The organism is Caulobacter sp. GW822-FHT07D08 (assembly GCF_058798735.1).
The window spans coordinates 246,047-260,365 of sequence record NZ_JBXAKU010000009.1 but is presented as its reverse complement, the minus strand read 5'-3'; the positions used below and the strand labels follow the sequence as shown (position 1 = coordinate 260,365).

The window sequence follows — 14,319 nt, the reverse complement described above, 5'->3', positions numbered from 1 at the left end:
CCATTCATCGTCACGCGAAGCGCTTGCCCGGCCTTGTGTTCACCGGCTTGGAAGACGCGTTTCCACACGGCCTCGGTCGTTAGCGGAAATCCACGCCGCGCCCATACTCGGACGTTGGCTTCTTAGGTTTGACACTCGGCGGTTAAGCCGTTGAATTCCCTAACAGCGCGAGCGACGGGTTTGACAGCACAAGGCGCTGAAACGCCTTGGTTCTCACGTTCCCACCCGGCCTACCAAAATTTCTAAAAATTATTTTATAAAACAGTGACTTATTTGAGGTTTGACAGTGAGGGGTTGACTTCCTTCGCTCGTGATCACCGAGTTTGCGTTCGGTTGTTGCACTCTTGTTCTCCTTCCATGAGGCGAACCATGTCGGGCTCCTGATTAGCGAGGGAGGTCGGCCGTGGCGTCGAAGCGCTACCAAAACCGAGGACTGCGGACCTACTGGGCGGTCCACATCGAGGCGTGGCGGCTGAGCGGTCTGTCGCGGGCGGCATACTGCGGCGAACACCAGCTCAAGCCGGCCGTCTTCGGCAACTGGCTGAAGAAGATCGGTGACGCCGACGCCTTGCAGCACAAGCCTTCGAGCAAGCGAAAGCCTCCGCCGCGACGCTCCACCAGCGAGGTCCGTAACAGGGCCGTGCAGGCGTTCTGGGCCATGCACGTCGAGGCCCACCTGTGGAGCGGGCTGACCGCTGCGGAGTACGCCAGCGCCCATCGGCTGACGACCTCGTCGCTGCGCCAGTGGCGTCAACGCCTGGACGAAGACCCCCTTGGGATCGATTGGGGGGAGCTCGTTCATCCCAGCGCCCGCCCGTATGTGGGCCCCAGACGAAGCACTAGTGCTAAGGCCCCGGCGCTGGAATCCGGCTTGACGGGCGCGCCCGGAACCCTCTGCGACGGTGACGGCCGGAGCAGTCGTCGGACGTTCAGCGACGAACAAAGGCGCGCCATCGTCGCCGAAACGCAGCTTCCCGGCGCCACGGTCAGCGCGGTGGCCAGGCACCACGGCGTGGTCACCAGCATGGTGTTCCGGTGGCGCGCGCAGATGGGGCTTGGCCAGGACGAGCGCGCCCGGCTGGCTCGTGTCCGGCTGGTTGGCGATGGCCTGAAAGCGGCGGGCCAGGCTCTCACGGCGGGCATTCCCTTGCCCATCCCCGAGGGCGCTGTGGCCGTCAATCTTGGCGACGGACGCAGGGTCTTCGCGCCGCCTGGGAGCGATCCAGACGAGGTCCGGCGGTACGTGGCGCAGCGGGAGGCGGCCCGATGATGATCATCCCATCCGGCGTGAAGGTGCATCTGGCGCTGGGCCACACCGACATGCGCAAGGGCTTCAATGGCCTGTCGATGCTGGTGCAGGAAGTGCTGAAGGAGGACCCGTTCTCGGGCCACCTGTTCGCCTTCCGGGGGCGAAAGGCCGACACCATCAAGCTGCTCTATTGGGACGGAACGGGCCTGTGCCTGTTCACCAAGCGGTTGCAACGCGGGCGCTTCATCTGGCCGCACATCACCACGCCAGGAGGTTCCGTGGTGCTCTCGCCCGCGCAACTCGCCATGCTGATCGAAGGCATCGACTGGCGCTTCCCAGAACGCACATGGCGGCCCGCCATCGCTGGCTGAAATAGCGTCAAAACCCCCGCTGGATAAGGGAAAAATGCTTGGTCGCGGACTCCGAAAATAGTAGAATCGCGCATGCGGCTGGATCTCGAAAACCTGCCTACCGACACGGCCTTGCTGCACCAGCTGGTGCGCGAAATGGCCGGCTTCGTCGGTGAGCGGGACGGCGAGATCGACCGGCTCAAGGCCATCATCAAGCAGCTCCAGCGCGCGCAGTTTGGCCGCCGTTCCGAACGCCTGGACGCCGATCAACTGGCGCTGGCCCTGGAGGATGTCGGGCCGCCGCCGAAGCGCGCCGGCCCGACATCCTGCCGGCGCCCGCGAAGGCTCAGCCCAAGCGCAAACCGCTCCCCGACCACCTTCCTCGCGAAGACCGGTTGATCGATATCGAGAGCCCGGTCTGCGCCTGCGGCGGCGCCCTGCACAGCATCGGCGAGAGCGTCAGCGAGATGCTGGACTGGGTCCCGGCGCAGATGCGGGTGATCCGGATCGTGCGCCCCAAGTATGCCTGCCGGGCCTGCGCCACGGTCGTCCAGGCGCCGGCGCCGGAGCGGCCGATCGACGGCGGCCTGGCCACGCCGGCGCTGCTCGCCCAGGTGCTGGTCAGCAAGTATTGCGACCACACCCCGCTCTATCGCCAGTCCAAGATCTTCGCTCGGCACGGCGTGGATCTTGAACGCTCGACGCTGGCTGGCTGGGTCGGCGGGGCCTGTTGGTGGCTGCAAGCCCTGCACGACAAGCTGTCGGCCAACCTGTTCGCCAGCAGCCATCTGTTCGCCGACGACACGCCGATCCCAGTGCTGGATCCTGGCCGGGGCCGGACCAAGACCGGGCGGCTCTGGGCTTACACGCGTGATGATCGACCGTGGGGCGGACCGGAGCCGCCCGGCACGGTCTATGTCTACGCGCCTGACCGGAAGGGCGAGCGCCCGGCCGCCCATCTGGGCCGGTTCAAGGGCGTCCTCCAGGTCGATGGCTATGCCGGCTTCGAGCCGCTGACCGCGTCCGGCGACGTCAAGCTGGCGGCCTGTTGGGCGCACGCGCGGCGCAAGTTCTATGAGATCGCCGAGTCCACCCAGGCGCCCGTGGCCGTCGAGGCGCTGCGCCGGATCGGCGAGCTTTACGCCATCGAAGCCCAGGTCCGCGGCCAATCGGCGGCGCTGCGGCGGGCGGCGCGTCAGGAGTCTTCCCGACCGTTGGTGGATGCTCTGCATATCTGGTTGGAACGCCAGCTGGCCCGCGTGCCGCCGCGCGGCGCCCTGGCCGAGGCCATCCGCTACGCCCTCGGCCGCTGGGACGCGCTCAGCCTGTTCCTCGCCGATGGCCGCATCGACCTGGACAACAACCCCGTCGAACGCGCGATCCGGCCCATCGCTCTGGGCCGCAAGAACCACCTGTTCGCCGGTTCGGACGGCGGCGGCGACCGCTGGGCCGTGGTCGGTTCGCTGATCGAGACCGCCAAGATGAACGGCGTCGAGCCCTTCGCCTATCTGCGGGATGTGCTGGAGCGCATGGTCAATGGCCACCCCGTCAACCGCCTCGACGAGCTGCTGCCCTGGGCCTGGAAGCACGGAAATCACGTCAACACCTGACGGACGTGCAGCGGCCGGACGCATACATCACCGATTTCGGGCGATAGTTCACGGCCTAGCTAGCGGACGAGCGTCAATTAAGGTGCCTGGATGATCAAGCTTGGCCGAACCGACAAGTTCGCTGATATCCGCCTCTCCGCCCATGAGCTGATACTGCTGAACAATGCTCTCAACGAGGTCTGCAATAGCATGGACATTGGTGACGCCGAGTTTGCGACGCGCCTCGGCGCCGAGCGGCGGGAGCTGTGTCAGCTTCTAAGCAATATCGGATCGCTGATCCCCTAAGCCGACCCAGCGAATGTCTCTGACGGGTCGATCACAGACAATCGACACACCGAACGTCACCTCAGCTGGCTGGTTGGTGAGCGGATCCAGCCAGAACGAAATTTCCGGCTTGGGCGGTTCTGGCCGGGCGGGCTTGCAAACGGCCTCAACGAAAGGCTGTAAAATCAACACCTAATCGCGAAGCCAACTTGGCATGGATCGTGCGAGATGACCTCGATGATTTTGGGCGAGGGTCGCTTCATGAACGTGAGCAACAGAGATATCGCCGCAACTGTTCGCGCGCAGTACTCGATCAAGGACAAACTATCGCCTGTCGACCCAGCGACGATCAAGACCATTGCAGGACCGTTCAAGACGGTTGAACTGACGGCGGCTCAGAGGGCCGACATCGAAGAGACCACGAGGCGCACGAGCGGCGTCGACGTGAAAGCGATGCTAGCGCAAACACAGGCCAACCGCGCGGCGTCCGGGGGCAACCTGCAGATCGGCGATATCTCGAAGCTTACCGACCGCGAGGCGCAAGGGGCGCTGGCCGTCGCCGAGAAGCTGCAATCGCTGAACGGCTGGCGGAAGATGAGCGTAACGGTCTCCAATAACGGCGAGACGACCCTCTCCCTCAATGCCTTGGCGGATCAGCTGCGCCAAAGGCTCGGCATGGCGAGCGGCGATCCGACGAACGCCAAGGCCGGAGCGGTCGTCGATCTTTCCGCCTAGACGCCGCGAATGTCAGAGAGGGGTCGTTAGCGGCAATCCACGCCGCGCCCATACTCGGACGTTGGCTTCGTAGGTTTGACACACGGCAGTTAAGCCGTTGAATTCCCTAGGAGGGCGAGCGACGGGTTTGACAGCACAAGGCACTGAAAAGCCGTGGTTCTCATGTCCCCACCCGGCCTACCAATTCAATCTTCTGATCTTCAAGGATTTCGGAGCGTCTTTGCGACACCGGGCGTCGCGTGATCGTTTGCGGAGCTCGGGTGTTCTGATAGCCAGTTCCAATGAACTGGTCGGCGCCCATCACCGTGAATCTTCCCTCCGATGCAACGCCTTGGAACAGGGTGCTGACGTTCCTGGGCCACTACGACATCCGGTTCTACTGTACGCCGGGGGCCTATGTGGACATCGGCGCTGGATCGCTGCCGTGCGTCAACAACCTGATGCTGGTGCCTGCCGGCGAGGCGGGAAAGGTTGGTGAGATCGGCCGCTTCTGCGAGATGCACCCTTCCGCCCGCATCCTGGTGCGCGGCGAGCACGCCAACGATCAGCCGGTCAACATCTGCTTTTCGGGTTTGCCGCTGGTCAATGGCGGCTTCGACCAACAGGGGTTGGAGCCCGTGAGGCCGTTCGCGATCGGCAATGGCGTGGTGGTTTCCGCTAACGCCCAAATTCTAAGTGGGCGCGTAGTCGGCGACGGCGCCGTGATCGGCGCATCATCGGTCGTCACCAAGGACATCGAGCCGCTAGGCATCTATGCCGGCGTTCCGGCCCGAAAGTTGCGCGCCCGCGCGCCCTTCGCCCCCTGGTGGGACTTCGAAGTCGCCTATCTCATGGCGAACCAGGCGCGGCTGCAGATACTGGCGGCCGACGCCTCGGGTTCGCACCCCTACCGGCCCGCGCGACCGCGGTTCGTGCTGCGCAATGAGGTTTCGTCGATCTCGCTGCTGGGGTTCCTGGACGGCGAGGTGGTTCAGCCATTGGATCACGCTCCGTCGGCCGTTCGCGACTATGTCGCTCAAGCTTTTGGCGCCGGGCCGAGTCACTGGCTCGCCGATTGCTGGGCATAGCGTAGCTGGCAGTTTTTCTGCGTCTTAAGTTGGGGTTTCTCGTTTGCCCCATTGTCGAGGTAGAGATTTAAGCGGCTCAGTTTCAACGACGTCGCTGGACCCCGATGGGGCTCCGCGCGTTCAGCCTTTGCCTAGAGCCATGTGGCGAGCCCGGACCCTGGACGACGATCAGACGATGACCGCCGAGACCGCCGCCCGCCGGCCGCCCGCGCCGCCGAGCAAGCGGCCTTTGTTCCGGCGGCGGTCCGCCATCCCGGGCTTCGGCCTGACCATGGGCGTGACGCTGACCGTGCTGTCGCTGATCGTCCTGATCCCCCTGAGCGCCGTGGTCCTGAAGGCCGCGCAGCAGTCGCCGGCCGAGTTCTGGGCCGTGGCGACGTCACAGCGATCGTTGGCTGCCTACCGCCTGAGCTTCGGCGCGGCGTTCGTGGCGGCCGTGATCAACGGCGTGTTCGGCGTGCTGACCGCCTGGGCGCTGGTGCGCTACGACTTTCCCGGCAAGACCCTGGTCAACGCCCTGGTCGACCTGCCGTTCGCTCTGCCGACCGCCGTGGCGGGCATCGCCCTGGCGACGCTCTATTCGCCCAACGGCTGGGTCGGGCAGTTCCTGACGCCGCTGAGTATCAAGGCCGCCTACAACCCGGTGGGGGTGACCATTGCCTTGATCTTCATCGGCCTGCCGTTCGTGGTCCGCACCATCGAGCCGGTGTTGCGGGACGCCGCCGAGGACGTCGAGGAGGCTGCCGCCGTTCTGGGCGCGAACCGGATCGACACCATCCTGCGCATCGTCCTTCCGGCCCTGGCTCCTGCCTGGCTGACCGGCTTCGCCATGGCCTTCGCGCGCGGGGTCGGCGAGTACGGCTCGGTGATCTTCATCGCCGGCAACATGCCCTACAAGTCCGAGATCGCGCCGCTGCTGATCATCATCCAGCTGGAGCAGTTCGAATATGCGCGCGCCGCCACTATCGCGGTGGTGATGCTGACGGTCTCGTTCACGATGCTGTTGATCATCAACGGCATCCAGGCCTGGGCGCGGAGGTTCGATTGATGGCCGCCGCCAAAAACTCTCTGGAAGGGCGTCGCCGTGCCACCGACGATCCGCTCTGGGCCAAGGTCCTGGTGATCGGGACGGTCATGGCCTTCCTGGCCCTCGTCCTGATCCTGCCGCTGGCCGCCGTGTTCGCCGAGGCGCTGCGCAAAGGTCTCGACGCGGCGCTGCTGGCGATCAACAACGCCGACGCCCTGGCGGCCGTGAAGCTGACCCTGATCACGGCGGCGATCGCGGTGCCGTTCAATGCGGCCTTCGGTCTGTGCGCGAGCTGGGCGATCGCCAAGCACGACTTCAAGGGCAAGGCGCTGCTGATCACACTGATCGATCTGCCGTTCTCCGTGTCGCCGGTGGTGGCGGGCTTGATCTACGTGCTGATCTTCGGCCTGCAGGGATGGTTCGGCGACTATCTGGTCGACAACGACATCAAGATCATTTTCGCCGTGCCCGGCATCGTGCTGGCCACCGTCTTCGTGACCTTCCCCTTCGTAGCCCGTGAGCTGATCCCGTTGATGCAGGAGCAGGGGACGGCGGAGGAGGAAGCCGCCGTGTCCATGGGGGCGAGCGGATTGACAACCTTCTGGCGGGTGACCGCGCCGAACGTCCGCTGGGGGCTGATGTACGGCGTGCTGCTGTGCAACGCCCGCGCCATGGGCGAGTTCGGCGCGGTGTCGGTGGTCAGCGGCCATATCCGCGGCCTGACCAACACCATGCCGCTGCACGTCGAGATCCTCTACAACGAGTACGACTTCGTCGGCGCCTTCGCCGTCGCGGCCTTGCTTTGCCTTCTGGCCGTGGTGACCCTGGTGCTGAAGACGGCGCTGGAAGTCGTCCAACCCGGCAATAGCGGGTTTGGGCGCGGCCGCGGCGGACACTGAACGGACCTAGCAGTCACATGACCATCTCCATCCGCTCCGTCGACAAGAAGTTCGAACGCTATCCGGCCCTGAGCAGGGTCGATCTCGAGATCGCCGACGGCGAACTGCTGGCGCTGCTGGGGCCTTCGGGCTCGGGCAAGACCACGCTGCTGCGCACGATCGCCGGCCTGGAATTCCCGGACGCAGGCCAGGTGCTGTTCGATGGCGAGGACGTGACCTTCGCCTCGGCCGCCGATCGCCGCGTGGGTTTCGTCTTCCAGCAGTACGCGCTATTCAAGCACATGACCGTGGCCAAGAACATCGCGTTCGGCCTCGATGTCCGGAAGGGCAAGGACAAGCCGTCCAAGGCGGAGATCGCCCAGCGGGTCGAGGACCTGCTGAAGCTGGTCGAGCTGGACGGCCTGGGCAAGCGCTACCCCTCGCAGCTTTCGGGCGGCCAGCGCCAACGCGTGGCCCTGTCACGGGCGCTGGCCGTGCAGCCCAGCGTGCTTTTGCTGGACGAGCCGTTCGGCGCCTTGGACGCCACGGTCCGCAAGTCGCTGCGCAAGGAGTTGCGCCGCGTGCACGACGCCACGGGCGTCACCACCATCTTCGTCACCCATGATCAGGAGGAGGCCCTGGAGCTGGCCGACCGCGTGGCCATCCTGAACAAGGGCTCGATCGAGCAGATCGGCACGCCCGATCAGGTCCATGACCAGCCCCAGACCGCCTTCGTCTGCGGCTTCGTTGGCGAGGCCAACTGCTTCGAGGGGCAGGTCGGCGGCGGCCAGTTCAGCGCCGGCGCACTGCGCCTGCCGGCCGGCGGCGTTCGCGAGGGTTCGGCCACCGCCTATGTCCGGCCGCACGACTTCGTGCTGGACGACGCCGGCTTCGAGGTGCGGGTCGATCGCGCCCACGTGCAGGGGGCTCTGACCACGGTCAGCGCCACCGCCGCCGACGGCCGTCCGATCGAGATCAGCGCCTCGCGCGCCGAAGCCCCCCGTTTTCAGGGCACGGTGAAGATCGCTGCTCGCAAGGCCCACGTTTACGCTGCCTAAGGTTCTACCCGTTAGACCGAGATCGGATGAACGACGTTCAGCGTTGGCGCGTAGCGTCGTCGTCTGCGCTAAGGTCGTCGACGACTCGACGGGAGTTCTAAGGTCGCATGGTCATGGTCGAGCCCTCGGGCGCTGAACGCCGCGCGCATCCTCGGATGCCGGCGGCGCGCAAGATCTACATCGTCGACGATCCGCGCTCGTGGAAATGCTCGCTGCTGGACGTAGCCGAGAAGGGCGCGCGACTGTCGACGGCCGGCATCACCTCGCCGCCGGACAAGTTCATTTTCGTCGACGCCGGCGGGCGCCGGGTGCACTTGGCGCATGTCGTGTGGCGTTCGGGCGCAGAGGTGGGCGTACAGTTCCTGCAGACCGAGCGCATGGGGCCTCGCGCGGGCGGCGCGGCAGGGGCGTTGGACATCGCCCGCCGGTTCGCGGCCAACCTGCCGCCAGAAATCCTTCAGTAGGGTCGATCCTTCAGTAGGGTCGACCCTTCAGTAGATCACTGTTGCTGTTGTTGCTGCTGCTGGTGGTGCAGTTCCTGCTTCAAGGCCGCGTCGGGACGGCGACGGCCGCCGGCGAAGCTTGGGCGGGCCATGCGCAGGAATTCCGGCTCGGCCAGGGCGGCCCGGGCGCGGCGGACGGTGACCCCCACGGCCAATTGGCTTTCGGCATCGCCCTTGTAGACCCCGCGCGACGGGGTGACGTCCGCATAGTCGCGGCCGACCGCCACGCCGACGTGGCGCTCACTGGTCATCATGTTGTTGGTCGGGTCCAGGCCGACCCAGCGAAGGCTGGGCAGGAACACCTCGACCCAGGCGTGGGTGGCGTCCGGGTCGGAGCGGTCGCCGGCGTCGCGATCGGTGAACAGGTAGCCGGAGACGTAGCGGGCCGGGATGCCCCACTCGCGGCAGATGGCCAGCATGATGTGCGCGAAGTCCTGACAGACCCCGCGCCCGGCGCTCAGGGCCAGGTCGATCGGGCTGTCGGCGTCGGTGACGCCGGGTTGGTATTCGAACGCCCTGTAGATGGTTTCGGACAGCGTGCGGACCGCTGTCAGCGGGTCCTTGCGCCTTAGGGTGTCCAGGTCGTGCTCGTAGATGAAGGTCCGCAGGGCGTCGGTGGTCCGGACAAAGCCATGGGGGCGCAGGAAGTCGAAGCATTCGCCCCGCACGAACTCGCTGCGCATGCGGTCCCATTCGCCCATATCCAAGTGGTCTGGACGCTCGCCGGTCGGCTCTGTCTCGACGGCCGAGCGGGCGACGATGGTCAGCTTGTCGTGCGGCTGGGGCACGTCGAAGTGGTAGACGGCGTTGCCGAAGCTGTCGGCGTAGGAGAACACCTGGGCGGCCGGCTCCAGGTCCAACTCGAAGCTGACCAGGCGCTGGCGGGCCGTCTTCTGAGGCTGCATCCACAGCTCCATCAGGCTCTCCCGCACGGGCTTCTCGTAGTGGTACTGGGTGACGTGGCGGATTTCGAGCAGCACGGGAAAAGTCCTTACTTGGTCGCGTGACGGGCGCCGAAACCGCTGACACTTTCGGCTGTCACGCTCCGAATCCTAGGCCGGAAGGCGCGTTTCGAGCGGATAGGCCACGAAGGTCTCGTAGATCGCTTCGTGGATGCGCGCGCATTCGTTGACGACGGTGGTCAGCAGCGGTCCGGCCCCGACGGCTTCCAGCTCGTCGACATCGGCGAACTGCAGGCGGGCCTTGAGGCGGCCCGCGAGGCGCTCGGGACCCGGGCGCTCGCCAGTGAAGGCGTTGCGGGCCATGGCCGACAGGTGCTGTTCGATCTGGGCTGTGGCGAAGCGTATCGAGCGCGGGAAGTCCTCGTCGAAGACCAGGAATTCCAGGATGTGCCGCGGCTCGATCTCGGCGGTGTAGACCCGCAGATAGGGCTCCAGCGCGCAGGCCATGCGCAGCACGCTGACCAGGGCCACGTGGTCGTCGACGTGGCCGTGCACGGGGCTCTCCGCGAAGCACACTTCCAGCAGTCGCGAGACCAGCTGAGCGCGCTCCATATAGATTCCCAGCATCATGAACCGCCAGCTCTCGCCATGGCTCATGGTGGTGTCGGCCGCGCCCTTGAACAGGTGCAGGTCGGCGATGACGTCGTGCAGGAAGTTGGCCGAGCCGTCCGAGAATTCCTTGCCGGCCTTGTCGTCCGTGACCTTCAGATAGAGCAGGTTCAGCCGCTCCCAGGTCTCGGTGGTGATCTGGTCGCGGACCTGGCGGGCGTTCTCGCGAGCCCGGGCCAGGGACGAAACGACCGAATTGGTGTCGCTGCGATCCAGCACCAGGGCCTCGGCGGCCTCGAAGGAGCCGACGTCCACACCGTCGGCGGGATCGCCCACCGCGGCCATGGCGATCCGCACCGCGTGGGCGCCGGAGTCGGTCTGGTCCAGGGTCGCGTTCAACATGACGCTGGAGAGGCGCGAAAGGTGCTCGGCCCGTTCGATGTATCGGCCCAGCCAGTAGAGGCTGTCAGCCACGCGGGCGAGCATCATGGGCGGGCGCTCCCGTTGCCGTGGCCATTGGTCTGGCCGTTCTCCTCGGCCAGCACCCAGGTGTCCTTGGAGCCGCCGCCCTGGCTGGAATTGACCACCAGCGAGCCGCGCTTCAGCGCCACCCGGGTCAGGGCGCCGGGCGTGACGATGGTCTTCTCGCCCGACAGGATGAAGGGGCGCAGGTCAACGTGGCGAGGCTCGATGCGTCCGTCGACCAGGCAGGGCGCGGTCGACAGCTGGATGGTCGGCTGGGCGATGTAGTTGTCCGGATCGGCCTTGATCGCCTGGGCGAAGTCGTCTCGCTCCTTCTGGCTGGCGTGCGGACCGACCAGCATGCCGTAGCCGCCCGAGGCGCCGACGGCCTTGACCACGTACTTGTCGAGATTGTCGAGCACATGTCCCAACTGGCGCGGTTCGCGGCAAAGGAAGGTCTCGATATTGGGCAGGATGGCGTCCTCGCCCAGATAGTAGCGGATGATGTCGGGGACATAAGCGTAGACGGCCTTGTCGTCGGCGACGCCGGTGCCCGGCGCGTTGCAGATCACCACATTGCCTGCGCGATAGGCGTTGAACAGACCGGCGGCGCCGAGAGAGCTGTCGCGGCGGAAGGTGAGGGGGTCGATGAAGTCGTCGTCGACCCGGCGATAGATCACGTCCACCCGGCGGATGCCGGTCGTGGTGCGCATGTAGACCATGTTCTCGTGCACCACGAGGTCACGGCCCTCGACCAGCGGCACGCCCATCAGGCGGGCCAGGTAGGCGTGCTCGTAGTAGGCGCTGTTATAGACGCCGGGCGTCAGCACCACGACCTGCGGATCGCCGCGCCAGTCGGCGGCCATGCTCTTCAGCGTGGCCAGCAGCAGGTCGGGATAGCGCTCGACCGGCCGCACGCCGGCGGCGCGATAGGTGCCGGGGAAGGTCCGCTTGGCCGCGTCGCGATTGGCCAGCATGTACGAGACGCCGGACGGGACCCGAAGATTGTCCTCCAGCACCGCGAACTGGCCGTCCTGGCAGCGGATCAGGTCGCTGCCGCAGACATTGGCGTAGGCCTTGTGCGGCACATAGACGTGCTGCATCTCGCGGCGATACGACGGCGCGCCCAGCACGAGCTCGCGCGGAACCACGCCGTCCATCAGGATCTGCTGATCGCCATAGATATCGGCCAGGAACAGGTTCAGCGCCTGCAGCCTCTGGGCCAGGCCCGCTTCGATCTTCGACCATTCGGCCGCGGGGATGATGCGTGGGAACAGGTCGGTCGGCATGACCCGCTCGGTGGTGTTGTCGGCCCCATAGACGGTGAAGGTGATGCCCTGGAGCAGGAACGAGCGTTCCAGCGTCCGCTGGCGTCCCGCCAGTTCCTCGGCGCCGAGGGTCGACATGCGGCCATGCAGCGGATCGTAGTGCGGCCGGACCTCCCCCTCGGGCGTGAACATCTCGTCGTAGGCGATCCCCGGCAGGTACGCCGCCTCCGTCATCGGCAGGGTCGGTGCGTCCACGAGGGTTTGGGTCTTCGCCGCCACGCTTTTATCCACGTTTCTCATAACCTTGGGCGCGGACCGGTGAGCCCGCGCCGTCCCCGACTCTAGAGTGTAGCCACCACCATGCGCGCCGGATTCGACGTCCGCCACGTGGATGCGCATGACTGCTTATCATTTGGGCGCCATTCGCCCGCTTTGAGAAGCGCCGCTCGGGCAAGGTTCGTTGCATTTCCTGTCGTGACAGCGGCGACACCCCGGACTACAGCAGGGCCCGGGGGCGCTTCGCGCGGGGAACGTGATTTGGTGCTTGGGCGGACTACCCTCGCGTTGACGGCGGTGACTTGGCTGATCGCCTCGGCCGCGCTTGCTGACGAGCCGATGGCCCAGATTCAAGGTGTCGAGGATCGATATCTGCGCGACGCCATCCAGCGCGCTCTGACCCAATCCAAGACATCCGCCCAAAGCCGCGCCGAAGCCCGTCGCCGCGCTCGTCAGGCTGGCGAGGACGCCATCGCCGTCCTGCGTGCCGAGGGCTATTATGGCTATACCGTCGAGCCCGACGTGCTGGACGGCGAGCCGCCGCGCGCGGTGGTCAAGATCACGCCCGGTTCCGTCTTCCTGATCGCCGATCCACGCATCGACTGGTCCGGCGCGCCGCCGGATGAGGGCACCCGCCAGCGCGCCGCCACCGCCATGCGCCTGACCGAGGGCGAGCCGGGCCGTTCGGCGGACGTCGTGGGCGCCGAGGGGCGTGTCGTCGCCCAGGTGGCCAAGCTCGGCTATGCCGACGCGGCCGCAGAGCCGCGCGAGGTCATTGTCGACCACGCCGACCATACGGTCCGGCCGGCCTTCAAGATCGCGGCCGGCGAACTGGTTCACCTCGACGGCATCGAGGTCGTGACCAAGGGGCGCACCAACGCCGCCTGGGTCAGCCGCTTGGCCCCCTGGGTGTCCGGCGACGTCTACGATCCCGAGGACGTGGCCGAGCTGGAGCGCCGCCTGCGCGACACCAGCGTCTATGATTCGATCTCGGTCTCGCTGGCGGGCACGGACAAGGCCACGGCCGAGGGGTACCGTCCCGTCGTCGTCACCCTGGCGGATCGCAAGTCGCGCACCATCGAACTGGGCGCGGGCTATTCGACCAACGAGGGCGCAGGCATCGATGCGCGCTGGATCCGCTACAACCGGCTGAAGCGCGCCGACACCACGACCTACGCCCTGCGTTTCGCCAAGTTGGAGCAGCGCCTGGGGGCCGAGATCTCGCTGCCGCACTGGCGGCGACCCCAGCAGACGCTGAAGCTGAACAGCGCCATATTCCGCAACGACACCGACGCCTACAACGAAACCGGCGCCACGGTCGGGGTGGACCTGACCAAGCGACGGCAGACGACCGCCTATCGCACCTTCGGCGTCTCGCTCGATATCTCCCAGACCAAGGAGCAGGTGAGCCGAAACGGCCTGGTGGCGGGCCGCAAGCTGAACCTGGCGACCTTCGCGGGCCTGGCGGCCTATGCCTGGGACTTCTCGGACAACATCCTTGATCCCAAGCGTGGCTGGCGTCTGGAGGCCCGAGGCGAGCCGACCTACGTGGTCGGCGACACGACCGTTCCCTACCTGAAACTGACCACCCAGGGCTCGGCCTATATCCCGTTCGGCCGGCAGGCCAGCACCGTGCTCGCCGGCCGTCTGAAGCTGGGCGCCATCGTCGGTGGCGGAGTCCAGGACGTTCCGGCCTCGCGGCGCTTTTATGCCGGTGGCGGCGGTTCGGTGCGGGGCTATTCCTACCAGGCCATCGGGCCGCGCCTGACCGACAACACCCCGCAGGGCGGCATCTCGGTGGTCGAGACCTCGATTGAGCTGCGCCAGAAGATCACCTCGAAATGGAGCGGCGTGGCCTTCATCGACACAGGCGCCATCGGCACGCACAATACGCCGCAGCGCGAGGATTTCCGGGCCGGTGCGGGTCTTGGTGTCCGCTACGACCTGGGCTTTGGCCCGATCCGCGCCGACGTCGCCGTGCCCATGGGCCGTCGCAAGGGCGATCCCGCCTTCCAAGTCTATCTCAGCATCGGTCAAAGCTTTTGAGCGGCGAGCACGACA

13 protein-coding genes and 1 pseudogene are annotated in these 14,319 nt (G+C 66.3%); 11 read left to right on the top strand and 3 right to left on the bottom strand.

Annotated features, from left to right (window positions below):
- Positions 1 to 403 precede the first annotated feature (403 nt).
- The 10 genes and pseudogenes from tnpA (at position 404) to AC1RJ9_RS18100 (ending at position 8,702) form a co-directional block, all read left to right on the top strand.
- Positions 404 to 1,270 (top strand): IS66 family insertion sequence element accessory protein TnpA, encoded by an 867-nt coding sequence (gene tnpA, locus AC1RJ9_RS18145; protein ID WP_492838407.1) that lies wholly within the window; start codon positions 404 to 406, stop codon positions 1,268 to 1,270.
- Positions 1,267 to 1,620 carry an IS66 family insertion sequence element accessory protein TnpB gene (gene tnpB / locus AC1RJ9_RS18140; protein WP_395443819.1) on the top strand — a complete coding sequence of 118 codons (354 nt, stop codon included), beginning with the start codon at positions 1,267 to 1,269 and terminating at the stop codon, positions 1,618 to 1,620. The genes tnpA and tnpB overlap by 4 nt, the downstream gene beginning before the upstream one ends.
- A gap of 72 nt (positions 1,621 to 1,692) precedes the next feature.
- Positions 1,693 to 3,209, top strand: a pseudogene (tnpC, locus tag AC1RJ9_RS18135) (IS66 family transposase).
- 90 nt (positions 3,210 to 3,299) lie between these two features.
- Entirely contained in the window at positions 3,300 to 3,494 is a 195-nt protein-coding gene (locus tag AC1RJ9_RS18130; RefSeq protein ID WP_492838406.1) for a hypothetical protein, read from the top strand.
- A gap of 207 nt (positions 3,495 to 3,701) precedes the next feature.
- A complete protein-coding gene (locus AC1RJ9_RS18125; protein ID WP_492838405.1) occupies positions 3,702 to 4,208 on the top strand; it encodes a hypothetical protein in 507 nt (168 codons plus the stop codon).
- Positions 4,209 to 4,489: 281 nt separating this feature from the next.
- The gene (locus AC1RJ9_RS18120) at positions 4,490 to 5,275 is read left to right on the top strand and encodes an LbetaH domain-containing protein (protein WP_492838404.1); all 786 of its coding nucleotides are present in this window, start codon (positions 4,490 to 4,492) and stop codon (positions 5,273 to 5,275) included.
- A gap of 175 nt (positions 5,276 to 5,450) precedes the next feature.
- Positions 5,451 to 6,323: a sulfate ABC transporter permease subunit CysT gene (gene cysT, locus AC1RJ9_RS18115; protein ID WP_492838403.1), complete on the top strand. Its 873-nt coding sequence runs from the start codon at positions 5,451 to 5,453 to the stop codon at positions 6,321 to 6,323.
- Complete coding sequence (cysW, locus tag AC1RJ9_RS18110) at positions 6,323 to 7,201, top strand: sulfate ABC transporter permease subunit CysW (protein ID WP_492838402.1); 879 nt, start codon at positions 6,323 to 6,325, stop codon at positions 7,199 to 7,201. Before cysT ends, cysW begins: the two co-directional genes overlap by 1 nt.
- Before the next feature lie 17 nt (positions 7,202 to 7,218).
- Positions 7,219 to 8,238 carry a sulfate/molybdate ABC transporter ATP-binding protein gene (locus tag AC1RJ9_RS18105; RefSeq protein WP_492838400.1) on the top strand — a complete coding sequence of 340 codons (1,020 nt, stop codon included), beginning with the start codon at positions 7,219 to 7,221 and terminating at the stop codon, positions 8,236 to 8,238.
- 107 nt (positions 8,239 to 8,345) lie between these two features.
- Entirely contained in the window at positions 8,346 to 8,702 is a 357-nt protein-coding gene (locus AC1RJ9_RS18100; protein ID WP_492838399.1) for a PilZ domain-containing protein, read from the top strand.
- 35 nt (positions 8,703 to 8,737) lie between these two features.
- Here the strand turns inward: AC1RJ9_RS18100 and AC1RJ9_RS18095 are convergent, their stop codons facing one another.
- The 3 genes from AC1RJ9_RS18095 to AC1RJ9_RS18085 form a co-directional block, all read right to left on the bottom strand.
- A complete protein-coding gene (locus AC1RJ9_RS18095) occupies positions 8,738 to 9,721 on the bottom strand; it encodes a transglutaminase family protein (RefSeq protein ID WP_492838398.1) in 984 nt (327 codons plus the stop codon).
- Positions 9,722 to 9,793: 72 nt separating this feature from the next.
- Complete coding sequence (locus AC1RJ9_RS18090; protein ID WP_492838397.1) at positions 9,794 to 10,741, bottom strand: alpha-E domain-containing protein; 948 nt, start codon at positions 10,739 to 10,741, stop codon at positions 9,794 to 9,796.
- Positions 10,738 to 12,261 carry a circularly permuted type 2 ATP-grasp protein gene (locus tag AC1RJ9_RS18085; protein WP_492838396.1) on the bottom strand — a complete coding sequence of 508 codons (1,524 nt, stop codon included), beginning with the start codon at positions 12,259 to 12,261 and terminating at the stop codon, positions 10,738 to 10,740. The genes AC1RJ9_RS18090 and AC1RJ9_RS18085 overlap by 4 nt, the downstream gene beginning before the upstream one ends.
- Before the next feature lie 258 nt (positions 12,262 to 12,519).
- Between AC1RJ9_RS18085 and AC1RJ9_RS18080 the strand changes: the two genes are divergently transcribed.
- Positions 12,520 to 14,304, top strand: a complete 1,785-nt coding sequence (locus AC1RJ9_RS18080; protein ID WP_492838395.1) for an autotransporter assembly complex protein TamA — start codon at positions 12,520 to 12,522, stop codon at positions 14,302 to 14,304.
- The last annotated feature ends 15 nt before the right edge of the window (positions 14,305 to 14,319 follow it).